The 24,867-nt window shown below is 49.3% G+C and carries 13 protein-coding genes, 2 rRNA genes and 3 pseudogenes; 12 read left to right on the top strand and 6 right to left on the bottom strand.

Annotation, left to right across the window (positions count from 1 at the left end):
- Positions 1-30: 30 nt before the first annotated feature.
- Positions 31-801, bottom strand: coding sequence for a glycosyltransferase family 2 protein (locus tag EL645_RS35050; protein ID WP_246035683.1), 771 nt, complete (start codon positions 799-801; stop codon positions 31-33).
- A gap of 678 nt (positions 802-1,479) precedes the next feature.
- Between EL645_RS35050 and EL645_RS35045 the strand changes: the two genes are divergently transcribed.
- Positions 1,480-2,733 carry an MFS transporter gene (locus EL645_RS35045; protein WP_161977939.1) on the top strand — a complete coding sequence of 418 codons (1,254 nt, stop codon included), beginning with the start codon at positions 1,480-1,482 and terminating at the stop codon, positions 2,731-2,733.
- 92 nt (positions 2,734-2,825) lie between these two features.
- Here EL645_RS35045 and EL645_RS35040 read toward each other — a convergent pair whose 3' ends face one another.
- Positions 2,826-3,830, bottom strand: coding sequence for a hypothetical protein (locus EL645_RS35040; protein WP_126557058.1), 1,005 nt, complete (start codon positions 3,828-3,830; stop codon positions 2,826-2,828).
- A gap of 571 nt (positions 3,831-4,401) precedes the next feature.
- Between EL645_RS35040 and EL645_RS35035 the strand changes: the two genes are divergently transcribed.
- The gene (locus EL645_RS35035; protein ID WP_126557057.1) at positions 4,402-4,665 is read left to right on the top strand and encodes a 4Fe-4S dicluster domain-containing protein; all 264 of its coding nucleotides are present in this window, start codon (positions 4,402-4,404) and stop codon (positions 4,663-4,665) included.
- Between the two features lie 212 nt (positions 4,666-4,877).
- On the opposite strand, the gene EL645_RS35030 is transcribed toward EL645_RS35035, so the two are convergent.
- Positions 4,878-6,386 carry a sugar porter family MFS transporter gene (locus EL645_RS35030; RefSeq protein ID WP_161977938.1) on the bottom strand — a complete coding sequence of 503 codons (1,509 nt, stop codon included), beginning with the start codon at positions 6,384-6,386 and terminating at the stop codon, positions 4,878-4,880.
- Between the two features lie 414 nt (positions 6,387-6,800).
- On the opposite strand from EL645_RS35030, the gene EL645_RS35025 reads away from it, so the two are divergent.
- The 8 genes and pseudogenes from EL645_RS35025 to ureG all read left to right on the top strand — a co-directional run bounded on the left by EL645_RS35025 (position 6,801) and on the right by ureG (position 14,319).
- Positions 6,801-7,565: an SRPBCC family protein gene (locus EL645_RS35025; RefSeq protein ID WP_126557055.1), complete on the top strand. Its 765-nt coding sequence runs from the start codon at positions 6,801-6,803 to the stop codon at positions 7,563-7,565.
- An 11-nt stretch (positions 7,566-7,576) separates the two neighbouring features.
- Positions 7,577-8,752, top strand: coding sequence for a zinc-dependent alcohol dehydrogenase (locus tag EL645_RS35020; RefSeq protein WP_126557054.1), 1,176 nt, complete (start codon positions 7,577-7,579; stop codon positions 8,750-8,752).
- 428 nt (positions 8,753-9,180) lie between these two features.
- On the top strand, positions 9,181-9,888 hold the full coding sequence (locus EL645_RS35015; protein ID WP_126557053.1) for an urease accessory protein UreF: 708 nt from the start codon (positions 9,181-9,183) through the stop codon (positions 9,886-9,888).
- Between the two features lie 414 nt (positions 9,889-10,302).
- Positions 10,303-11,067, top strand: a pseudogene (locus EL645_RS35010) (urease accessory protein UreD); the annotation flags it as partial.
- A 42-nt stretch (positions 11,068-11,109) separates the two neighbouring features.
- Positions 11,110-11,411, top strand: a pseudogene (locus EL645_RS35005) (urease subunit gamma).
- A gap of 18 nt (positions 11,412-11,429) precedes the next feature.
- A complete protein-coding gene (locus tag EL645_RS35000) occupies positions 11,430-11,762 on the top strand; it encodes an urease subunit beta (RefSeq protein WP_126557051.1) in 333 nt (110 codons plus the stop codon).
- Between the two features lie 51 nt (positions 11,763-11,813).
- Positions 11,814-13,537, top strand: a pseudogene (gene ureC / locus EL645_RS46045) (urease subunit alpha).
- A gap of 65 nt (positions 13,538-13,602) precedes the next feature.
- Positions 13,603-14,319: an urease accessory protein UreG gene (ureG, locus tag EL645_RS34990; RefSeq protein ID WP_126557050.1), complete on the top strand. Its 717-nt coding sequence runs from the start codon at positions 13,603-13,605 to the stop codon at positions 14,317-14,319.
- 948 nt (positions 14,320-15,267) lie between these two features.
- Here ureG and EL645_RS34985 read toward each other — a convergent pair.
- From EL645_RS34985 to thiO, 3 genes are all read right to left on the bottom strand, one after another.
- Positions 15,268-18,221: ribosomal RNA gene (locus tag EL645_RS34985) — 23S ribosomal RNA — on the bottom strand.
- A gap of 418 nt (positions 18,222-18,639) precedes the next feature.
- Positions 18,640-20,118: ribosomal RNA gene (locus EL645_RS34975) — 16S ribosomal RNA — on the bottom strand.
- The 16S and 23S rRNA genes sit together here, the layout of an rRNA operon.
- Before the next feature lie 629 nt (positions 20,119-20,747).
- Entirely contained in the window at positions 20,748-21,911 is a 1,164-nt protein-coding gene (gene thiO / locus EL645_RS34970; RefSeq protein WP_126557048.1) for a glycine oxidase ThiO, read from the bottom strand.
- 712 nt (positions 21,912-22,623) lie between these two features.
- Here thiO and EL645_RS34965 point away from each other — a divergent pair.
- Together EL645_RS34965 and EL645_RS34960 are read left to right on the top strand one after the other, a co-directional pair.
- Entirely contained in the window at positions 22,624-23,139 is a 516-nt protein-coding gene (locus EL645_RS34965; RefSeq protein ID WP_126557047.1) for a TolB family protein, read from the top strand.
- Positions 23,140-23,228: 89 nt separating this feature from the next.
- Positions 23,229-24,587, top strand: a complete 1,359-nt coding sequence (locus EL645_RS34960) for a S9 family peptidase (protein WP_126557046.1) — start codon at positions 23,229-23,231, stop codon at positions 24,585-24,587.
- Positions 24,588-24,867 lie beyond the last annotated feature (280 nt).

Raw genomic sequence — 24,867 nt, 5'->3', positions numbered from 1 at the left:
GTGTTAATTCACATATAGAGCATATATTACTTACTTGATACCGGCATTTTCTTCCAGGCGCCATTTACGAGCATAATAGAATAGCTCTCTAAAGGCTCGTAAAATGACTTTAGGATTGGCACCGGTAGCCTGGCCGGTACGCCTGGGTAAATGATGTACACCAATTTCTTTAAAGCTATAGCCAGACCGTTTCAATTTGTACAATATTTCTGCATTGATCATAGCGCCGCGCGTCTCAAAGTTGTTATGGTGAATGAAATCCGTGTTGTAGAGTTTAAAGGCGCAGTCAATATCACGAACGCGCACACCCAGGATCAAGTGCACCAGTTGCTTCCAGCCCCAGGCATTTAATTTGCGCATCCAGGAATCCTGACGATCAATGCGATAACCTAGAACGGCATCATACTGACCGATAAATGGGAAGAACAGACTGATTTCGCGAATATCAAATTGCCCATCAGAATCCATAAAGAAGGTAAGGTCTTTATTCGCGGCCTCGAAACCACTTACCAGCGCCGCACCATAACCTTGATTTACGGGATGGGTAATAACACGTACGCGCTTGTCTTGCTGTGCCAGGCCTTGAAGGATCTCGCCCGTACGATCCTTACTGCCATCATTGACCACCACAATCTCGAAGTTGCGTACCCACGGGCTCAAAGTTTCCAGTATATATGTCACAGTCGTTGCAATTACCTGCTCTTCATTGTGGGCAGGCAGTACGACAGAGAGACTCTGCATCAGTTGGGGCAAAGGCTCAACAGTACCCTTCTCACTGCTGAAAGATGATGTAGAACTCATAAAACAAAACCTTCCTCTATAAGTGTCTCTATTAAGAGGAGTATAACCGAAAAATCCCCGAAAAGCTTCGGGGAAATCCCTGAATCTGGAACAGCATTGACAATAGCTTTGCATAGTCACAAAGAGGGTACAAAATCAGACTGATAAAAATGCCGCAAAAAGATTTCCCAACAGAAATTTATGTAGTGCACAAGAAAAATCTCAAAATACTGCATTGACGATATTAGTACTTATATGTTAACATACAACCATGAGCAATCTATCTATCTACTCCCTATATCTGAGTATCCATACTCGAGGATGGCTCATCCATCGTAATAGGAATCGCAACACAAGCACCCTGGCCGCGTAAGCCCGGCACCGGTTTACGTGGCTTATGAAGGTGCTCGATTCCTATTATCTTTATTAAGGCACATTTTATGATGTGTCTATAAGAGATAGTGCCCCTTCATCTATTCCACTTTTCTACTTCGTTCAATTATGCTGCTTTTAGCCGGGCATATGTCTGTGATCTCGTAATCCAGATAATTTTACCTGGCGAAGGTGTATATTCTTGCGCACAACATCCTTCATCGACGCATTCAATAGTACCTGCTAGATATCGGCTGGCACGATTGCGAGACCTTTCATAATGCCTATGCGAAAAACATGCTTCAGATTGCCATGAAAGGTCTCTCTATGCCTACAAAAGCACCAGGCACAGCAAATTCGACCCCAAAGGTCCGTTCGCTCTGGCGAAATCGCGACTATCTTTTACTGTGGAGTGGTCAAACAATTTCAGATATTGGTGGTGGGATATCGCAGACCGCCTTTCCGCTCCTTGTCCTCTATATCACTAATTCACCGCTGGCCGCTGCCACCGCCGGAACCATCCGTGTATTGCCAAATATGCTCTTTTTTCTGCTCGCTGGCGCATGGGTAGATCGTTATAATCGCAAACATGTGATGCTACTCTGCGATATTGGCCGCGCCTGCAGTTTGATCAGTATTCCCATCACAATGGTGTTTCATAGCCTGACCATCTGGCAACTTTATATCACAGCCTTCATTGAGGGAACACTACTCGTCTTTTTCGGTGTTGCCCAGGCTTCCGGGCTCAGCCAGGTTATAACGCAAGAGCAAATCCCTGCCGCCATGGCTCAACAGGAAGTTATAGAAGGTACAACTATCCTGTTAGGTCCCGCGATCGCTGGCCCTCTTTTCACGGCAGGACCATTCTTTCCATTCCTGGCTGATGCCATATCATATATAGTCTCCATCATTACGCTTAGCGCTATCAGGACTCCATTTCAAGCACAGCGCAACAGGCTACCGCGCCATTTACTGGTCGAAATTAAAGAGGGGATACTATGGGCCTGGAAACAGCCAGTGCTCCGGGCCGTTAATAGCTTAAATGCTATTGCGGCCTTGATAAACCCCAGCAGTACCCTCATCGTTATTGTGCTGGCCCGACAACAACATGCCTCCACTTCTTTAATCAGTACAATCTTTGTCATTGGTGGTTTGGGCGCGATCACGGGCTCACTACTGGCCCCACTGGCACAAAAATTTCTAAAAGTAGGTCAGACCATTATGCTGGTACGCTGGCTTTTTGCCTTGCTCTGGCCCTGCTACCTGCTAGCTGGCAATCCATTCATACTAGGGATCATCGAAGCCGGCCTATCCTTTGTCGATCCATTTGAAGATGTTGCATATTTTAGCTATCGTCTGGCTATTATTCCGGATGAATTGCGAGGCAGGGTCATCAGTGCTTGCCGCATGTTTACCAGCATCAGTAACCCTCTGGGACAATTCCTCATGGGATGGCTATTGGAAATCTATGGACCCCGGCCAACAGTCATTATAGGCTGGCTAGTGTTGACACTAGTCGCAACATTGTTCTGCATCTCACCAAAGGTGCGCAGAGCTAAACGCCCAGAGCCGTTAGCCTGATGGTATAACTATAACGCACATCTATTAAACGCTATTACAAGCGGGAGGAAAAACAATTTGCGTTTTTCTTCTCGCTTTGTCTGACATTAGGATCAGCGCACCACAAAATAAAGCGTTTTGGCTAGCTTATTATTCCACCATAATTCAGCCTTACATTCCGCTGGATGAACGAAGCGCATTTCAAACAATCCATTTCTGGTCTCATTGGCCTTCAATTGTTTGATGATAACCATCGCACTTTGTTGCTGATAGAAGAAATGATTATTGGTATACCACTTCACCAGGACACGCCCATCATCTTTGGCCGGTTGTACAGTGTAAGTCAGATAGACCGGCTGATTGATACGGAAGATCTGAATTCCAAAAGCAGGCTCCAGGGTTGTAGGATCATAACGAGACGTGGTAGTGGCGGCAGGTATGATATCCGCCGCGGGTCCGAGCAGTTGATCTTTAGAAGGATCAGGCAAGGGAGCTTCTGGCGTAGCGTTAATATTATTTACGTTAGCCGCGCCAGTAATAAAGTTAAATATGCCACGTGACTGAGCATAATACAAACTACCAGCACAAAGCAATAGCGCCACAATTAATACACTGGTGAGTCCACTGATGACTTTCTTACGGGGATGGAGCGGTCGAGGAGCTACATACATGGGAGGAATACGCACAAGCTCTTGCTCTACAGGCTGGACAGGCAATAAACTCTTAACAGCCTCTTCTGGCACAAGCTGCAACGATACGGTCGATTGTCGCTCTTGCAACTGATTATAAACTGGAGGCTGATAAAGGGCGGGCAACAAAGACTGCTGTGTGCTATTACTACTTGAAGGCTGCAATTCCTGCTCAAGATTAGAAGGAGTAACAGGCAATTGAGCCACCGGAAAGTCTAGCTGAGGTACTTCAGAGGAAATGGCCTGTCCATTTATAGAAGATATATTATCCGTCACAGGAAAAGATTGTGATGGTGAAGCCATGATATTATTCGGCTGCGCGGTCGGCAACACATCCTCAAAGGAGAGTTGAGGAACTGTATATAGCTCTTGATCATTAGAAAAAGCTGAAGCACCAGAATTGGCATAAATAGTATGGGTTGTATTCATTCGTTTTAAAGGCGAAGGGGCACCACAATTTCGGCATGGAGCAAGATTCTCTTCTCTCCAAGAACTACAATATGCACAGACCATATTCACCATCCATTTAAATTATATGCGGCATAAAAGATCAGCGAAAACTCAAAACGCTGAAAAGGGCTTCTTCATATACTTCCATTGAATACTACGACAATACCATCAATACAAGTAACAAATCAAGACATTCCAATATATATTAGGAAATTTTATCTATTTACTTCATCTCTCAGTTCTGGCAAACATTCTGGCAATTCACATAAGCCTATAGAATTCCAGACACTATCGCCTTTATAAAAGGCTTACTTTTATATTTTCTGCTCCCCGACACAAACTACCATTATATGTAGATGAGCCACTGGATCAATGGGCCTACCTTTCTGCAAGGCACGACAGTTCAGCCATTACAGGCCATCAAAATAGTCGAGCAGAATAGAATTTAGAAAAAAACCTCCTAGAACATTTACAGCAGCCATGAATTGTACAATAATAAGGAGAAGGGTTCATTCTTCCCTAATTGTTAATCTTGAAAGGATTATTCACTATGGCCTACGTAATCACCCAGCCTTGTATTGGCACCAAAGATGCCTCCTGTGTGGATGTTTGTCCAGTTGATTGCATCCATCCCGGACCCAGCGACGAGGGCTACGATGAGCACGAGCAGCTCTACATCAATCCAGACGAATGCATCGACTGCGGTGCATGTGAGCCAGCCTGCCCGGTCACAGCCATTTTCGAAGAATCTGCGGTACCTGCTGAGTGGAAGAGCTACATCAAAATCAACGCCGATTTCTTCCAGGGAGCATAAGACTCTATTTCTTCATATCTCAATGAAAAGTTGAGGATCGGCCAAAAATAGGGTAATAAATACAGTGATATCTCTTGCAAGGCCTCTTTCGGGAACAAGATTGTCAACCCGTGATGCAAGAGATATCATTTTTTTAACTTGCCCATGTTAAGACGGACATTAAATGTTAACGCATGAAGATATGGCGTGTATTTGTGGTTAATCAACACCAATTACATACGAGCCTTTATTGAAGCAATAGATTCGGCAGGCGAGGATGCTTTCTCTTTCTTCTCCCATCTACGCCCATTAACCCAGTAGGCTTCGATCTGCTCCAAACTTTTATTCCTGGTTTCTGGTACAAAAAGAATACAGAAAGCTAATGCCAGTAAACTCATTAAGGCGTAGAGCCAGAAGGTGAAGCTTTTTCCAATCAGATTAATCAGCGAGAGGAATGTCAGGCTTACCAGCAAATTGGCACTCCAGTTGGCAAAGGTGGCAATGCTGGCTCCGGTAGCACGTAGATGGGTGGGAAAAATTTCAGCACACAGCACCCAGAAGACAGGCCCCAGGCTGACAGCAAAAGCAATCACATAGCCCAATAATACCGTTAGAATAAGATATCCTGACTGTCTGGGTCCGATGGCAAAGATGAGGCCTAATGCTAATAAAGTAGTCGCCATACCAATGGTGCCACCGATGAGCAGTGCGCGTCTGCCAACGCGATCAATGAGGATACCCGCTACAATCGTCGTCAATACATTCACAACGCCAACAATACTGGTAGCCAGGATAGCACTGGAAGCCGAGGTAAAGCCTGCATACTCAAAAATGGTTGGTGCATAGTAAATGACTGTATTAATACCAACTACCTGCTGAAAAATCGCCAGGCTTACCCCAACCAATAAGGCGACTCGTATTCCTGGACGCAATAACTCATGTAATGAACCATGATTTGAGTGTCCAGCAAAAGATGTACGCATGGTTTGCCATTCCTGAGTTGCCTCTTCAAAAGTACAGAGTCTACCTAACACTAATGCGGATTCTGACCAGCGCCCTTTACTGGCCAGCCAGCGTGGTGATTCGAGGGTAAACAACATACCAATCAACAGAGCCAGACCAGGGATAGCGGTAACAGCATACATCGGGGGCCACCCCATATGTGCGCTGGCAAAAGCCAGGTCCACCCAATATGCCGCAGCAATCCCAATCGTCAACGCCAGTTGATTAAACGTTACCAGTACACCACGCAGACGGAAAGGGGCGATTTCTGAAATGTATACAGGTACAATACTGGCCGTTGCTCCAATACTTAAACCTACTATCAAACGCAATCCCAGAAACATCATCCAATTAACAGAAAGCGCGGTACATAAAGTTCCCAGGGTAAACACGCCAGCGGTAATACGCAATGTAGTGCGTCGGCCAAGCATGTCGCTCAGTTTACCACCACTAAGAGCTCCAATAGCGGCACCCAGCAAAGCAATACTGACGGTAATCTCTTGCATCCAGGCATTTAAAGCAAAACTGACACGTAGAAACAGCATAGCGCCAGAAATGACTGCCGTATCATAACCAAACAAGAGTCCACCCAGGGCAGCTACCATAGCAACCACATACAATAATACATGTTGACCCCAACGACTTTGTGAACGTGATATCGAAGGATCATTGTTCATTAATTGTGGACCAAAACGAAAGGCCTCATCCTCATCCCTACCACTACCGTTCCGAGTATTCATCACATCCCTCCTCCACATCTCTACATTCGAGGACACAAATCCTTGCTCTATTGAAACAACTTTGTCTCTCATTTCTGAGGTGCAAGAACAATTCCCCTACACTTATTATATATATTGAGCAAAAAAGTAATTTCTGTAACAAGAATATAAATGAATAGTTAAAAAATCTGTCTGGCCGAGCTCATATCGACCATCACAAGCGACCAGAACAGGAGGAAGACAGTTGACTTTGTAGATGAGGGAGGGGGCTTCTAATGGATAACGCGATTATGTACTGAACCCATATTCTCAATAAAGCACAATACTCATAAGAGCAATAAAAAAGTGGAAACTAACGAAACCAAAAATTAATGGGTCCCGTACTACCCATATGTTAAATCGAATTGATTACTCAGCAAAAAAAAGAGGGAGAGTATGGCTTCAATCCAATCCATAAGAGAAGAGAGATCAGATACTCCAAACAAAATAGATCAATTAACAAATTCGTCTACTAACATGGGACAAATAGAACGCTGGACCTCTGCTATCGGTGGGGGAGCGCTTTCTACCTATGGTATTATGCGGCGAGATTGGTTGGGAGCGGGATTAGCAATAATCGGTGGTGGGCTGCTCTATCGCGGAGCTACGGGACGTAGTGTGCTGTATAAAGCTCTGAACATCAATACAGGCGGTCAACAGCTATCAGCTAATGTCAGTACCATTCCTGGAAATCGAGGTATCAGGGTTAGCCGCTCACAAACAATTAATCGCAGTGCCCAGGATCTCTATACATTCTGGCGTGATATTGAAATGGCCCCGCTCTACATGCCCGGAATTAAAACCGTCAACCAGACGGGCGAAAGAACTTCCCATTGGACGGCAAGTGCCAATAGCGAGTGGAATGCGGAAATATTGGAAGATAAGCCAGATCAATTGATCGCCTGGCATGTACACGGTCAACCAACTACCGCCAATGCAGGCAAAGTATACTTCCATCCAGCTGCCGGGGGACGAGGAACCATTGCTACCCTTGAACTTGATTTTTTCCAGACAGATCCACTGAACAAACTAGCAAGTCACATCACAAGTTCAGCAGCCGAGTACGAAGCAGCGGAAATACTCAGACGTTTCAAAGAATTAATGGAAACAGGCGAGATTCCTACGGTAAAGGGCCAGCCGACCGGAAAAGGTAGAAAGTAACGAGGAGAAATATGAAGGCAGTATGCTGGTATGGTGCTCATGATGTACGTGTCGAGACTGTGCCCGATCCGGAGATACTCAATCCACGCGACGCAATCATTAAAATCTCAAGCACAGCCATCTGTGGCTCTGATATTCACCTCTATGATGGTTATATTCCAACTATGAAAAAGGGTGACATCCTGGGACACGAATTTATGGGCGAGGTGGTTGAAGTTGGTAAGGGTGTGGATAATCTAAAAAAAGGTGATCGAGTAGTTGTGCCATTCACAATCGCTTGCGGTCACTGCTTCTTCTGCGAACGGCAAATGTGGTCCCTATGCGACAATTCTAATCCTAATGCCTGGCTGGCAGAAAGCCTCTATGGTCATTCTGCCGCTGGCCTCTTTGGCTACTCGCATATCTATGGCGGCTACGCCGGAGGACAGGCCCAATACGTCCGTGTACCGTTCGCCGATGTAGGTCCAATCAAGGTTCCAGACAATCTGACCGACGAGCAGGCACTCTTCTTATCAGACATCTTTCCCACTGGCTATATGGCCGCCGAGAATTGCCAGATCCAGCCCGGAGACACTGTCGCGGTCTGGGGATGTGGTCCAGTAGGCCAGTTCGCCATCCAGAGTGCTTATCTGCTAGGAGCCGAACGGGTCATCGCCATTGATCGCTTCCCTGAGCGTTTACAGATGGCAAAAGAGCAGAGTAAAGCCGAAGTGATTAATTATGAAGGACAAGATGTGGTCGAGTTGCTTAAACAAGCAACTGGTGGGCGTGGTCCAGATGCATGTATTGATGCGGTCGGTCTAGAGGCCCATGGAACCAGTATTGGAGCCACAATGGACAAAATTAAGCAACAGGTCCACCTTGGCACTGACCGACCACATGTACTGCGCCAGGCCATTCAGGCCTGCCGCAAAGGTGGCACAGTCTCACTACCAGGAGTCTATGGTGGCTACCTGGACAAAGTGCCGTTTGGAGCGGCCTTTGCCAAGGGTTTAACCTTTAAAATGGGCCAGACACATGTGCATAGATACCTGCGTCCACTCCTCAACCGCATTCAAGAGGGGGAGATTGATCCTTCATTTGTGATCACCCATCGCATGACGCTGGAGGATGCGCCTCATGCCTACGACATTTTCAAGCACAAAGAAGATAACTGTATTAAAGTTATCCTTAAACCTAACGCTTAAATACAGCTTATAAACAAAAATCCTGAGGATAGCTCTCTATCCTCAGGATTTTTTTGTGCTGTGTATTTGTATTGCTCATGCATTTTGCGAGAATCATTATTTTTAAGTATTTACATATTTCGACCAGTGGCGTATAGTTCTTGCTGTGAAACGGACGGCATAAATGCGTAAAGCTTTAGCTACGTGAAGTGAGCAGTTTTTTTATTGAACCCATTCGAAATCCACACGTCCGTTTCCACAATATTTCCTCGTTGTACTAATTGTACAGTTAATGGGCATACACAAGTGGCAATTGAGCAGCTCTATCCACAAACGTTATCATGTCAATTGTAATTTCTACTATGCTGGGGTAAACTACTAGCGGTTTCACCTTTTCATTCAAATGTAGCCTGAGAAACATTGTTCTTCGAAAATTTCAATGGGGTCATATGTACGTCGACAACCTGCCATTTTTAAGATTGCTCCAACTGGCGGATAGCGCATTACCAATAGGCTCGACCGCCCACTCATTCGGCCTGGAAACACTTACCATCGAGGATAATTTAAGTGTGGAACAACTGGAAGCTTTCTTGCGCGATTATCTGACCGAAATGGGGGTATTAGAGGGCACATTCTGCCGGCTGGGTCATCGCTTGATAGAGGGTGTGGATGCAGGATTAGACACAACAACATGGCTAACCCTCAATCAACGCTTGAGCGCACTCAAAACAGCGCGCGAGAGCCGCGTAGCCAGCGCCACGCTGGGACGGCGCTTTCTACAACTGGTCATAGCATTGGAAGATACAACAGGTCTACGCCAGGCATTAGCGATTGCCCGCGAACAACAAAGCGATATCCATTATAGTATCGCCTTTGGCCTCGTCGGCGCTACACTAGGGATCGATGAAAGCACAACGGTGCTGGCCCATCTTCAACAGTCATTGGCTGGCCTGGTTTCCGCCTGCCAACGACTACTTCCCCTGGGACAAACTCAGGCCAGTGGCATGTTATGGCGCCTAAAAACGACACTCATAGAGAGCGCTGAACGCAGTATCACTGCGGCTCAACATCCTACAGAGCTCAGCATGTTTACGCCATTGGTGGATGTCGGCAGCATGCGACATCCACAGCTTCACACACGACTCTTTATCAGCTAAGCCTATAGCCAGCCACGCTCGACGTTGAGCCACAACATGCATTCTCTACCTGTGCACGCGTTGCCGCGCCAACAGGCTCCACAGAATGATCTGCGCATAGTGTTTCTGCTTATGGTTGTTATATACATAATGATTAGATGCTTCAGCATTGCCATCATTGCCGGATGATACAATTGAATTAGAAAGCACAATCTACAAACAACTGGCCAGACTATACGCACCCTGGCGGCAGCCGACCGACTTCATAGGTACAAGTTACATACGCATGGGATAAAACTAGAAAGTCGAGTGAACCATCATTCAGACAACATTTATGCAAAAAAGATCTGTGCAAGGAGCATTGCGCCTCGACTTTGCCCGTGATGAAGCGACCCAACGCACGCAGCTTCAGCATAGCGAACAACGTCCTCCCTCAAAGTAATTCGTGCCTTCCCTTTAGAGGCAGGCGGTGCGCTTGTCCATCTACATAATATTTCAGGTGGCGTACTGGGAGGCGACCAATTAGAGCTCAACGTTAATATTGGTCCCGGCGCCTACGCGCAACTAACTTCAACCAGTGCAACACGGCTCTATCGCAGTAATCCAGAGACACTACCAGCCAACCAGCTTACCAGGATACAGGTAGCAGAAAACGGGTTACTAGAATACGTCCCAGATCCATTAATCCCTTTTGCTGGTGCCCGCTATCAACAAGACACCCATATACAGCTAGCACAAGGAGCCGGGCTGATCTACTGGGAAACGATAGCACCGGGCCGCGCCGCACGCGGCGAGCTCTTCGCTTACGATCTACTGCAGATAAAGTGCGAAATCGTTGCAGATGGTAAACCAGTTGCCCTTGAACAGATTAAACTGGAGCCACGACGGCAGAAGCTCTCTTCCCTGGCCAGGCTTGGTCCCTACAATTATTTCTGTAGCTTCTATATTTGCAAGGTTGGCTTGGATCAAACAAGCTGGCTACGCCTCGAAAATGAGCTCAATATAGCTGCTCAACAGCTCACGCAGCCCGACGAAATACGCTGGGGGGTCAGCGCCCTGACAGCCCATGGACTCGTGATACGTGCCCTTAGTAAACAAAATACTACCCTGGCAGCAGGTTTGTTAACCTTCTGGCGCATGGCCACCCAGGCTCTCTATGGGAGAAACGCCATCCCGCCCGTAAGATCAATTAGTGCTTGACACCTCCCTGGCAATCAGGGACAGCCAGCAAAGGAGATTAAATTGTTACTTACACAGCGTGAACAAGAAAAATTACTGATCTTTGTAGCCGCGGAGCTGGCGCGTAAACGCCAGGCACGAGGACTTAAGCTCAATTATCCAGAAGCGATCGCTATCATTACAGCAGAGATCATGGAAGCCGCCCGGGATGGTAAAAGTGTTGCCGAGATAATGAGCTTTGGAGCCACCATCCTTAAACGGGCCGATGTCATGGATGGCATTCCTGAAATGATCCCGAAGTTCAGGTTGAAGCCACCTTCCCGGATGGTACCAAACTGGTCACGATTCATGATCCAATCAAATAAGCAAACACGGAGGAAGCGATGAAGCCAGGTGAATATCTGCTCGATGAAGCAAGAGGAGACATAGAAATCAATGCTGGCAGGAGATCTACTACCCTGCTGGTGAAGAATCTGGGTGACCGTCCAGTGCAGGTAGGCAGCCACTATCATTTCTATGAGGTCAATAAGGCACTGGAATTTGAGCGCCAGCAGGCCTATGGGATGCGCTTAAATATCGCTTCCGGTACCGCTGTACGCTTTGAGCCTGGGGAAGAAAAAGAGGTCAACCTGGTCAACTTTGGGGGCGCACGTATTATCTATGGCCATAATGGAAAGGTAAACGGAGAACTGGACATCGAAAAAGGCCATGCATGAACTTAGGATTATAAGTCATAATCAAGTAGCAGACAGAAGGGTAAATTACATATGAGTTTGCGCATCCCCCGCCAGATGTACGCTGATCTCTATGGTCCCACTACCGGCGATCGCGTACGCCTGGCAGATACAGATTTGATCATTGAGGTCGAGAAAGACTTTACCGTTTATGGCGATGAAATTACCTTTGGTGGCGGTAAGGTCATTCGTGATGGTATGGGACAGAGCAGCCGGGCCACACGTGAAGGTCCTCATGGTGCCCTTGATCTGGTCATTACAAATGCATTGATTATCGATCATTGGGGTATCGTTAAGGGCGATATTGGTATTAAAGATGGCCGCATCGTCAAGGTCGGTAAAGCTGGTAACCCGGATGCAATGGATGGGGTTGATCCCGAGTTGATCGTCGGTTCCGGCACCGAAGTTATCGCCGGCGAGAATATGATCGTAACGGCTGGCGGCATCGATTCACATATCCACTTTATCGCCCCACAACAGATCTATGAAGCCATGTCCAATGGCATCACTACTATGATCGGTGGCGGTACAGGTCCAGCTACCGGGACCAACGCGACCACGTGTACACCTGGAGCCTGGAATCTGGCGCGCATGCTACAGGCGGTAGAGAACTGGCCCGTCAACTTTGGATTTCTTGGTAAGGGCAATACTTCTACCCGCGAGCCACTGGAAGAGCAGGTGCTTGCCGGTGCCTGCGGACTCAAATTGCATGAAGATTGGGGTACCACGCCAGCCGCCATCGATACATGCCTTAAAGTCGCCGATCAATACGATGTCCAGGTAGCGATCCACACTGACACAATCAATGAAGCAGGCTTCGTAGAGGATACTATCGCGGCCATTGGCCAGAGAGCGATCCACACCTACCATACCGAGGGCGCTGGCGGCGGACACGCCCCGATATTATTCGTATCGCTTCTTACCCCAATATTCTCCCCTCCTCAACCAATCCAACCATGCCCTTTACTAAAAACACATTGGCCGAGCATTTAGACATGCTCATGGTCTGTCATCATCTGAACCCGCTGGTTCCTGAAGATGTGGCCTTTGCCGAGAGCCGTATCCGGCCCGAAACCATAGCTGCGGAAGATATACTGCACGACCTTGGCGTTTTCAGTATGATCTCAAGTGATTCGCAGGCCATGGGGCGCATTGGCGAAGTGGTGACACGCACCTGGCAAACGGCCCACAAGATGAAAGTACAGCGAGGACCACTGGCGCCGGATTCCGATCGCAATGATAATTTCCGCGTGAAACGCTATGTGGCAAAATATACGATCAATCCCGCCATCACCCATGGAGTGGCACAGCATATTGGCTCAATTGAGCCAGGGAAGCTGGCGGATATTGTGCTCTGGAAGCCCGCTATGTTTGGTGTCAAACCAGAAATGATCGTTAAAGGTGGCTTCATCTCATGGAGTGCCATGGGAGATGCCAACGCGTCTATTCCTACACCTCAACCAGTGCTCTACCGTCCGATGTTTGGTTCCTTTGGCCAGGCGACGGCTGCTACCAGCCTGACCTTTGTCTCAAAAGTGGCGCTGGAGGCTGGTCTTCCGGGCAAGATTGGACTACAAAAACAGGCGGTGGCCGTTGAGAATTGTCGCAACATAGGGAAAACAAGTATGATTCACAATGCAGCCATGCCAAATATTGAAGTTGACCCAGAAACCTATGAAGTCCGCGCAGATGGCGAACTTCTCACCTGCGAACCGGCGGAAGTTCTCCCTCTGGCACAGCGCTATTTCTTATTTTAGTAAGAGCGGGACTACACTACAGGATTCCAATGTTGTGGAATACTAATTATAGAGAAGAGTAACACATGAGAAATGAAAACTTTGTACGCGCTTTTCGCGTTGGTATTGCTGGCCCCGTTGGCTGTGGCAAAACAGCCCTGGTAGATCGGCTGAGCAAGAAGCTCTGGCCGCGTTACAATCTGGCTGTAGTTACAAATGACATCTACACACGGGAAGACGCTGAGTTTCTGTTGCGTCAGGGTACGTTGCCACAGGAGCGTGTTCGAGGCGTAGAAACAGGTGGCTGCCCACATGCGGCCATTCGTGAAGATGCTTCAATGAATCTTGAAGCGATTGCCGATCTGGAAGAAAGCTTGCCGGGCCTTGAGCTGATCTTTGTCGAGAGTGGTGGAGATAATCTGGCCGCCGCCTTCAGCCCTGAACTGGTCGATGTGGCGATCTACGTGATCGACGTATCTGGAGGGGACAAGATACCGCGCAAAGGCGGTCCTGGCATTATGCGCTCGGATCTACTGATCATCAACAAAATCGATCTGGCACCCTACGTCGGAGCCTCGTTAGAAGTTATGGAGAGAGATGCTCACATTAAACGCGGTGAACGACCATTCGTCTTCAGCAATCTCAAAGAAGATGTAGGGCTGGATACGATTATTGCGTGGCTTGAACAGCAGATGAACGTCCCATCCCAACAACGGCGCAGCATCATTGATGCTCATGCTCCATATGTTGGGCAACCTCATAGTCATGATGATGAACATGTTCATAGCCATGAGCATGTTTAAAAAGCATGCTGGTGCAGAAAGTGCGCATGTGTGCGCACCTTTTATCTTCAGTGGTGCAAAAAATGCGCTGTGCGCATGTGTGCACCACTGAAGATAACTCCTTGATCCACTTCTACTCCTTTGACTGTATAACGCGAAGAGTTTTCGCTTTATGCATCTCCCTTTATCAGACTGAATACACATCAAAATCATCTTAATTATTTTTCGCACACTATATCTGTACTAATCAGGGAATCAACTCGCGTCTCGGGGCCGAAAAAGGACTGTGGCAAGGGTAAAAATCCCTCCCACCAAACAGCCAGCACACAGTCCGGCAACAACACCTTGGACTAAAAAGTTCGTGTGTGGACCCAAATACTGTTTCAAAAGATAAAAAAGCACGCCCAGAGGGGTACAAATCAGGCCGATGATAAGCGCTGCTTTGCGGCTGACTCGAGACCGCTTCATGCAGAAATCCTTTCCAGTGTCATGAATTTTCTATCCTCATAGCTTTATTACTGATCATACATTCTATGTAGATTCACTACTCCCAGAGTAATGAGAAGTATGGATATGACTCTCTTGATTCACAGAGAAATAATTTAAAACGCAACACAAAGCAGAAAAAGTAGATAATCTTGAGATATATTTAACCAGTCACATAGCTCTGCTGCGCAGTCATGTTTCCTCGTAATAAAACTTTATTCAAACGGAATATGTATATAAAATACATTTTTTAGGAGATGCTCAGAAGAGATATTGTTGCATTTGACAGAGAGGAACTATTCAAATAGAACAATTGCAAGAGACACAAAAAAGGATCTGCTTGTGAGCAAATCCTTACAATGTTTTTTGACCGAACCACTGGAAATAGTATTCCCTCAATTTTGCCGAGCGCCAGATCAGCCTGCGCTGAAGCAGCGGACTCGCATCCTCAGAATGCCACGATGAAGATACTCAACGATGGGGTGAAACAAGCCGTACGATCATTAGGGCGACTTCGCTGCACCTGTTACCAGGCGTCCACGTGTCGTCTATCTACCAGGTCGTCTTCCTGGGATCTTGATCCTACGAATAGGATGGGAGAACTCGTCTTGGGTGCGGCTTCGCGCTTAGATGCCTTCAGCGCTTATCCCTTCTCAACATAGCTATCCAGCTCTGGCCCGGGCAGGCCAACTGGCACACCAGCGGTTGAGCCATCTCGGTCCTCTCGTACTGGAGATGACGCCCCTCAATTCTCCTACGCCACGACGGATAGAGACCGAACTGTCTCGCGACGTTCTGAACCCAGCTCGCGTGCCGCTTTCATGGGCGAACAGCCCAACCCTTGGGACCTACTCCAGCCCCAGGATGCGACGAGCCGACATCGAGGTGCCAAACCTTGCCGTCGATGTGAACTCTTGGGCAAGATAAGCCTGTTATCCCCGGGGTAGCTTTTATCCGTTGAGCCACACTCCTTCCACTCGGGAATGTGGGATCACTAAGCCCGACTTTCGTCCCTGCTCGACCTGTCCGTCTTGCAGTCAAGCTCCCTTCTGCCTTTGCACTCTTACGGGTGATGTCCATCCACCCTGAGGGAACCTTTGGGCGCCTCCGTTACTCTTTGGGAGGCGACCGCCCCAGTCAAACTACCCGCCTGATCCTGTCCACGTCCCGGCTCACGGTGACGTGTGAGAAACAAAACACAACGAGAGTGGTATTTCACTGCTGTCTCCCCTACCCCACAAGGATAGGTTCTCCGACTCCCACCTATGCTACGCACGCTCTGCCTCGTTTCGAGGTCAAGGTGTAGTAAAGCTCCACGGGGTCTTTTTGTCCTGTCGTGGGTAACCCGTATCTTCACGGGTACTTCAATTTCGCCGAGTCCTCTGTCGAGACAGTGCTCAACTCGTTACTCCTTTCGTGCGGGTCGGAACTTACCCGACAAGGAATTTCGCTACCTTAGGACCGTTATAGTTACGGCCGCCGTTCACCGGGGCTTAGATTCGCAGCTACGATCACCGCTCCTCGTAACCTTCCGGCACTGGGCAGGAGTCAGCCCTATACTTCCGCTTTCGCGTTCGCAGAGACCTGTGTTTTTGGTAAACAGTCGGTTGAGCCAATTTCTTGCAACCCCCTCACCCCCAGGCAAGCCTGAAAGCTACTAGGGCACCCCTTCTTCCGAAGGTACGGGGTCAATTTGCCGAGTTCCTTAACAGAGGGTCGCTCGATCACCTGGGGAGAGTTCCCCCTGCCTACCTGTGTCGGTTTGCGGTACGGGCGGAGTACACTCTGGCGAGAGGCTTTTCTTGGCGGCCTAGGGGCCGATGACTTCCGCGGACTGACGTCCGCTCGCTGCACGTGTCATGCACAGGAAACCGGGATTTGCCTCGGCTTCGCACTTCACCGCACAGACCCATCCTGTCCATTCGATGGGCTCACCTTCCTTACCGCGTCCCCCCATTGCTCATAACGAGCTACTCCGGTGCAGGAATCTCTGACCTGCTTGCCATCGCCTACGACTATGACGTCCTCGGCTTAGGACCCGACTTACCCTGGGACGATTGACGGTGCCCAGGAACCCTCAGGCATTCGGTGTGTCTGGTTATCACAGACATGACGCTACTCATTCCGGCATTCTCACTTCTGCACGCTCCACCAGTCCTTACGGTCTGGCTTCTCTGCCCGCAGAACGCTCCCCTACCAACCTTTCAATAGAAAGGTTCCATGGCTTCGGTACCTCGCTTGAGCCTCGATACGTTGTCGGTGCCACTACACTCGACCAGTGAGCTATTACGCACTCTTTAAATGGTGGCTGCTTCTAAGCCAACATCCTGGCTGTTTGGGCGTACTGACTCCCTTTGACACTAAGCGCGGATTTAGAGACCTTAGCCGATGGTCTGGGCTGTTTCCCTTTTGACGACGAAGCTTAGCCCCCGCCGTCTCACTTGCATGCATGCTGTCCTGGCATTCGAAGTTTGGTTGGGTTTGGTAACCTGCACGAGGCCCTAGCCCATTCAGTGCTCTACCTCCAGGATAGTGTTTCATACAGCTGTACCTCAATACATTTCGGGGAGAACCAGCTATCTCCGTGTTCGATTGGAATTTCTCCCCTATCCACAAGTCATCCCCCAGTTTTGCAACACTGGTGGGTTCGAGCCTCGACGGACTGTCACATCCGCTTCACTCTGCTCATGGATAGCTCACACGGTTTCGGGTCGCATCGCCGCAACGTTCGCCCTCTTCAGACTCGGTTGCCCTATGGCTCCCCAACTTTAGCGTTGGTTAACCAGGCTACGACGATGCACTCGCCGGATCATTCTACAAAAGGCACGCCATCAGCCCTTGGTTCCTCCTGGAACAGTGGCCTCTGACTGCTGGTGAGTACGTGGTTTCAGGGTCTCTTTCATCCCCCTCTCGGGTGCTTTTCACCTTTCCCTCACGGTACTTGTTCGCTATCGGTCGCTGAAGATGTGTAGCCTTGGAGGGTGGTCCCCCAGCTTCCCACAAGGTTTCACGTGCCTCGTGGTACTCAGGATACCGATCCACTCCTCTCGCTCGTCCTTTACGGGACTCTCACCCGCTCTGGTCACGCTTTCCAACGTGTTCAAGTAAGCAAAAGTTGTTTGTTATCGGTCCTACAACCCCAACCGTCCCAAGGGATGGTTGGTTTGGGCTGGTCCCGGTTCGCTCGCCACTACTACGGGAATCTCGGTTGATTTCTTTTCGTCGGGTTACTGAGATGTTTCAGTTCACCCACTGCCCCCGTCACTGCCTATGTGTTCAGCAGGCGGTCTCCAGACATCACTCTGGAGGAGTTGCCTCATTCGGAATCTCGGGGTTCATCGCTTGTATGCAGCTCCCCCGAACGTTTCGCCGGTCTCCGCGTCCTTCTTCGGTCTTCAGCGCCAAGGCATCCACCTCGTACTCTGTGTAGCTTGTTCTCTTCGTTCAGATCTACATCATGTCTCTGGAATGCTTTGACTTTTTCTCATTTATCGAAAAAATCGATCCTCTGCTTCAACTCTGGCTGACCTATAAATCGCTCAGCAAAATTGAAGGAATACTATTTTCAGTTGTTCAGGTGCACTATTGGTGGCATGCGCCACACGCATCGCCGCCTGCGGCGGCACGCGCGAGAGGAGAGGTTCGTGGGGACACCCCACACCCCGGCAGTGGACTGCCGTCCCCCTGCACCCCCTGGTGCGTTGATTTGCGTGTTGCGGTTGTTGTACCCCAACAGCTCAAGAGTGGAAACCAGCCCAACCATCTGGCGTGAACACGTACCGATTCCTGGTCGACCTGGAAGTGGGATGAGACTGAGATGTCATGGAATCCATGACGCTCATCCAAGCTCCCTAGAAAGGAGGTGATCCAGCCGCACCTTCCGGTACGGCTACCTTGTTACGACTTCACCCCAATCACTGACCCCACCCTCGACGCTTGCCTCTCTTGCGAGTTAGCCCAGCGGCTTCAAGTGTTGCCAACTTTCGTGGTGTGACGGGCGGTGTGTACAAGACCCGGGAACGTATTCACCGTAGTGTGCTGACCTACGGTTACTAGCAACTCCAACTTCATGGAGGCGGGTTGCAGCCTCCAATCTGAACTGAGGCCAGGTTTGACGAGATTAGCTCCCCTCGCGGGTTCGCAACTCTTTGTCCTGACCATTGTAGCGTGTGTGTCGCCCAAAGCGTAAGGGCCGTGCTGACTTGACGTCATCCCCGCCTTCCTCCGTTTTAAAACGGCAGTTTCGCTAGAAAAATTCAACTAACGACAGGGGTTGCGCTCGTTGCGGGACTTAACCCAACATCTCACGACACGAGCTGACGACAGCCATGCAGCACCTGTGGATCCGCCCCGAAGGGACAGCCCGTTACGGCTGGTGCAAATCCATGTCAAGCCTTGGTAAGGTTCTTCGCGTTGCATCGAATTAAACCACACGCTCCGCTGCTTGTGCGGGTCCCCGTCAATTCCTTTGAGTTTTAATCTTGCGACCGTACTCCCCAGGCGGACCACTTACTGTGTTAACTACGACACTGAAGGGGTCGATACCCCCAACGTCTAGTGGTCATCGTTTACGGCTAGGACTACCAGGGTATCTAATCCTGTTCGCTCCCCTAGCTTTCGCACCTGAGCGTCAGGTACTTCCCAGGACACTGCCTTCGCCATCGGTGTTCCTCCGGATATCTACGCATTTCACCACTCCACCCGGAATTCCGTGTCCCTCTGAAGCCCTCAAGTCAGACAGTTTCCATAGTACTTCGTCGGTTGAGCCGACGACTGTCACTACAGACTTACCTGACCGCCTGCGTGCGCTTTACGCCCAATAAATCCGGACAACGCTTGCCCCCTACGTATTACCGCGGCTGCTGGCACGTAGTTAGCCGGGGCTGATTCCTCTGGTACCGTCCGTTCTCGTCCCAGAGAAAAGCAGTTTACGATCCGAAAACCTTCTTCCTGCACGCGGCGTTGCTCGTTCAGGGTTGCCCCCATTGACGAAAATTCCTCACTGCTGCCCCCGTAGGAGTCTGGGCCGTTCTCAATCCCAGTGTGGCTGATCGTCCTCTCAGACCAGCTATCGATCGCAGTCTTGGTAGGCCATTACCCCACCAACCAACTAATCGAGCGCAGGCTCGTCCTCAGGCGCCCTTGCGGGCTTTGCTCGTTGCCGAGCCTATGCGGTATTGTCGGCGATTTCTCGCCGGTATTCCTCACCTAAGGGTAGATAACCCACGTGTTCCTCACCCGTCCGCCACTCCCTTATTGCTAAGGGCGTTCGACTTGCATGTGTTAGGCACGCCGCCAGCGTTTATCCTGAGCCAGGATCAAACTCGCCATCCAATTTTTATATCATAGTCACTCAGCGAGCAACTATTTATTGCATGTGAAGTGCGATCATGGCCAAGTCATGATAACATTGGCTTTATTTCGCAGATTATTGTGGTCACCATGGACACGTCCATGGGACCGAATTGACAGGAACTGGTTTGTGTATTCACTGAGTTCCAGTTGCTGTTCTGCTTTCCACTCTTCAGTTGTCAAGGTACCATGCGAAACAGTTGTTTCGCGTTTCAACAAGCGTTGATCTTTTTTTCGTTCGCTTGTCTCATGTGCTGTAGTATCGCATATTCGTTGTGCTTTGTCAAGCGTTTTTCCGAGCAATTTTCAATCGGCTCCGAAATCTCGTTTCTCACGTCCACACGCCTGGTAAGCCAGGGCGTACGCCGCAAAAAAGGGCTGGCACTCCCACGGACACAACGATTCGTTGAGTATAGAAATGGGAGATACATGATCTCGGAGGAGCCACTTTACCGTGGCACAACTGATGCAAAAGGACAGGCGCACCCGCCCTACAAGAGGTCAGGTGATTGTTTCTTTTTCGACAGCTCGCTGATTATGCCATAGCACCATTCTCCTGTCAAGCATTTCCAGTATCTCTTTTTTAAATACCCCAAAAGTCATATTCGACTTTATTCTTCTTGCACCTCATGCACACTTAGCTTCTGAAAACGCTCGCTTTGAAACGGTTGTAGCAGGGTGGATAGCTGACCTGTCACAATATAATCGGCTATGCTGCTACCTGTTAAAGGGCTGAGCAGGATACCAACACTATTATGTCCACTGGCTAGCACGAGATTTTCCCAGCCAGCCGCGGGACCCAGGATCGGGTGGCTATCGGGAGTGCCAGGGCGGATACCGGCCCAGCTACGTTCTATGGATTGGGTGGCTAAGGATGGTATGAGCCGCCGGGCCTTCTGGTGCAGTTGATCAGCTCCTTCGTCCGTCACTTGTATCTCAAAACCAATATCTGCTTTGGTGGCTCCTACCAGGATTTCGGTGCTCCTGGGGATGACATAGATCGATTCGCCAAAAATAATGTGTTGCAGGGCTGGTTGAAGCTGTGGCAAAGCGATCATCTGTCCTTGTATGGGGCGTACAGGGAGATCAATGCCGATTGACGACGTTAAGTGGGTCGACCAGGCTCCCATCGTTAAGACCAGATGATTGCAAGTGACGATATCTCCCTGCGCGGTCATGATACCCACTATTTTCTTATCTTCGTGCAACAAAGTGGTAACAGGCGTCTGTGTATGAAGCTGCGCCCCTAGCTTACTTGCCGCGAGCGCAAATGCCTGGACCAACTGCGCTGCATTTATTTGCGCTTCTTCGGGAACATAGACAGCACTACACACGTTTGGGGCAAGCCATGGCTCTTGCAGCCGAGCCTCATCCCCATCTAACCAGGAGAGCGGCAACCCGAAGGCTTGCCAGGTCTCAAAACGCTGCTTGAGGCGCGCCAAACGCCTGGGATTGCGGGCAACACGTAACGTTCCAGTCTGTTCATAGCCCAGCTGTAAACCAGTGATATTTTCTAGTTCCACAACTAAGGCGGGAAATTGTTGAAAACTGGCGAGGAGCAGATCCGCGAATGAACCAGGACCAGGGATAGGGCCAAGCGGGGCGAGGAGTCCTGCCGCTGCACTAGAGGCCTGTTGCCCGATATTTTCGCGCTCAAAAAGCACCACATCTCTATTAGCTTTGCGTAAAAAATAAGCAATCGAGCAACCTATTACTCCACCCCAATAACAATAACATCTGCTGTTTGCTTTGTAGCCATCGTGTTTTAATCTCAATCATCCAAGTTTATTTTCCAACCCTGGAATAATAACAATAGGAAGGCAATCAGCGCAACAGCAGATGTGGAATATCCTGGGGAAAAGAAAAAATACTGCAGAGATGGCAGAGAGTTAGGTTTACAGAACAAGAGAATATGCAGTACCAGTAAGGATGCAGCGCTAGCGCGATCCATGCTGTACGGATGCCATACTCCTGCAGAGATCAGAGTATCATACAGATGTCCACAAATCAGGCCTTCATGCTTACTGGTACTGTCAATTTCCTCTGCAGCATTAACTTCATTATAGAAGCAAGTTGTATGGAATATGTGATGGAAAGGTCAAAATTTTATAAAATGTTTTCTTTATTAAGGTGCGCTTTTATATCAGAGCCTTTAGATTCAGGGCTTTTTCATGTTCATCTAGAGATCATAGGCAAGCGATACGATGGGCCTTCTTTCAGGTGTGGAGTGTGTATGGTGGGCGGCCGCGGCCGCCCACCATACACACTCCACCCTCCCAGCCCGGCGCCGCAGGCGCCAAAGAGGAACATGAAAAAGCCCTGCTTTAGATTTATCATGCATACACAAAAGGCAAAGAAGAAGATATACTAAAGTATGCCATGATTTAAAGGAGAGACGAACATTGTCTTGAACCCTATTTTTTTGCGTTCGCTGCTAGCCCACTACTGTAGTTTAGATGAACATAAAGAAAACGAGAATTGAGCCGTATGAATATCTCTCACAATAATAATCAATCAACGCCAAAGATATCAGTGCAAAGACAGGACATCACCCCTGAGACCGTTTTTAGTGTCCGTGCGGCTTCTAATGCAGTGATCTCGCCGGATGGGACCAAAATTGCCTTCCTGGTTGGCGAATGGTTACCTGAACAAGATAAATATCGGAACCGCCTATGGATGGTGGACACAACTGGAGGAGTTCCACAGCCCATGACAAAGGGATCGCGCAAAGATAGTGCTCCCGCCTGGTCACCCGATAGCCGTACACTTGCCTTTGCTTCAAAAGTTGATAGCGAAAAAGGTAATCATCCTCAGCTTTATTTAAAAGACGTACAGACTGGTGAAGAGCGCCAGGTCTGTGCCCTCCCAATGGAATTAGCAATGTTTCCTGGTCTCCAGATGGCAAACACATCGCCTTTTGTTCAATCGAAGGTGATCCGCCACCACAAGATCCGCAGGTCCAATACAACGGTCAGGGACGCCATACACGCCTGTGGACGGTAAGGCCTGATTATGATATTGCTGAACCAGTTACGCCTAATGGTCAGACAATCTGGCACTATACCTGGTCGCCTGATAGTCAGCACTTTGCCGTGTATTATGCTACAGGGCCGGATGAAACAGATTGGTATCGCGGCCAGATTGGCCTGGTAGCAGCTAATGGTGGCGCGATTCACCAGGTCAGTCAGTTGAAGCGACAGGCCTTCGCGCTCACATGGTCTCCAGATGGCACGCGCCTGGCTTACGTTTCAGGAGAATGGAGCGATCCAGATCGCGGTGGTGGCGATATCTTTATCCATTCTTTAACAGATGGCCAGGTGCGCAACCTGACCCCTGGCATCGATTGGAGCCCGACATGGCTTCAATGGCATCCTGATGGTCAGCGCATACTCTGTGCTGGTTGGGCTGGGCTAACTACGCGAGTAGCGTTGCTCGAAGAGGCCAACGGTACATTCACAACGGTCTCGGATAACTTTTTGCTCGGGGAACGTGGCTGGCCACACCTCTCTACCACAGCAGATCTGCGCCATATCGCAGCTACGCATTCAGAAAACCATCCAAACGATGTCTGGTTGGGCGATTTTCCCATTGAGGACCAGCAGACACCATCGATCACCTGGCAGCGCCGCTCACAATTGAATCCTATTGCTGAGGAAACCTTAGCTGTGGCTACAACTGAAAAGATTCGCTATGAGAGCGTTGATGGTTGGTCGATTGAAGCCCTGGTGACCTGGCCTAAAAAGACCAGCGACCCCAGCCTGCCACCGCTGGTGGTCAATGTTCATGGGGGTCCATCAGGAGTCTGGCAAGAGGACTGGGACTCATATCGGACACAGGCATTGGCCGCCGCTGGCTATGTAGTGCTCCGTCCCAATATTCGTGGCAGTATGGGCAGTGGTGTCGCCTTCGCTGATGCCGTCATTGGTGATATGGGCGGCAAAGACCTGCAGGATATACTCAAAGGGGTCGAGTATCTTGTCAATCGAAACCTTGTCGATGCTCAACGCATTGGCATCATGGGCTGGAGCTACGGCGGCTTTATGACAGCCTGGACGGTGACGCAAACCCAACGTTTTAAAGCGGCCGTGATGGGTGCGGGTATCAGTGATTTCCATAGTTTCCATGCCCAGACAAATATCCAGGATTGGGATATGCGCTTCCTGGGTCAGATCGATCAGCCAGCCAATCCGCTCACCCATGCCAATGTTTATCGTGAACGCTCACCAATCACCTACGCCAGCCAGGTACAAACCCCAACCTTAATTGTGCATGGTGATAAAGATGCCTGTGTGCCACTTAATCAGGCCTATGCCTTTTACCGTGCCCTACAAGAACAGAAGGTACCAACCGAGCTCGTCACCTATCCACGAGAAGGACACGGACTCACTGAACGAAAACATATCCTGGACTATACACAAAGAACCCTTGACTGGTTTAAACGCTACCTCTAATTTCAACCAAAGCAGACGGTGCCAGCGCCCCACGACCCTGGGAGGCGGCCTGACTAGTACACCTGTCGGAGCCGTGGAGCATCCCCGCTCCATCCCTCCCCTTCTCATCGCTGCCCGATCATGGCTAACAATTAATATTTGGGGGGGGTGCAGGAGGGCGCCAAGCCCCTCCTGCACCCCCCTATCTCATTGCCGCTCATGGGCGGCAATGAGATAGATTCATAGTGGTCTAGATGACTTGACAACAAAAGCAAAAAAAGTTACGCTTTTTTCATGCTTT

This window comes from Dictyobacter kobayashii (assembly GCF_003967555.1).
Classification (GTDB): Bacteria; Chloroflexota; Ktedonobacteria; order Ktedonobacterales; family Ktedonobacteraceae; genus Dictyobacter; species Dictyobacter kobayashii.
Note: the sequence above shows the minus strand (reverse complement) of the source record. Positions and strands in the feature narration are given on the sequence as shown.

What these genes read in the sequence shown, in the direction of transcription:
- EL645_RS35015 (WP_126557053.1), top strand. Translation starts at nt 9,181, where the DNA reads ATGTACGTCGACAACCTGCCATTTTTAAGATTGCTCCAACTGGCGGAT.
- EL645_RS35040 (WP_126557058.1), bottom strand. Translation starts at nt 3,830, where the DNA reads ATGAATACAACCCATACTATTTATGCCAATTCTGGTGCTTCAGCTTTT.
- ureG (WP_126557050.1), top strand. Translation starts at nt 13,603, where the DNA reads ATGAGAAATGAAAACTTTGTACGCGCTTTTCGCGTTGGTATTGCTGGC.
- EL645_RS35035 (WP_126557057.1), top strand. Translation starts at nt 4,402, where the DNA reads ATGGCCTACGTAATCACCCAGCCTTGTATTGGCACCAAAGATGCCTCC.
- EL645_RS35000 (WP_126557051.1), top strand. Translation starts at nt 11,430, where the DNA reads ATGAAGCCAGGTGAATATCTGCTCGATGAAGCAAGAGGAGACATAGAA.
- EL645_RS35045 (WP_161977939.1), top strand. Translation starts at nt 1,480, where the DNA reads ATGCCTACAAAAGCACCAGGCACAGCAAATTCGACCCCAAAGGTCCGT.
- EL645_RS35050 (WP_246035683.1), bottom strand. Translation starts at nt 801, where the DNA reads ATGAGTTCTACATCATCTTTCAGCAGTGAGAAGGGTACTGTTGAGCCT.
- EL645_RS35025 (WP_126557055.1), top strand. Translation starts at nt 6,801, where the DNA reads ATGGCTTCAATCCAATCCATAAGAGAAGAGAGATCAGATACTCCAAAC.
- EL645_RS35030 (WP_161977938.1), bottom strand. Translation starts at nt 6,386, where the DNA reads ATGAATACTCGGAACGGTAGTGGTAGGGATGAGGATGAGGCCTTTCGT.
- EL645_RS34965 (WP_126557047.1), top strand. Translation starts at nt 22,624, where the DNA reads ATGAATATCTCTCACAATAATAATCAATCAACGCCAAAGATATCAGTG.
- EL645_RS35020 (WP_126557054.1), top strand. Translation starts at nt 7,577, where the DNA reads ATGAAGGCAGTATGCTGGTATGGTGCTCATGATGTACGTGTCGAGACT.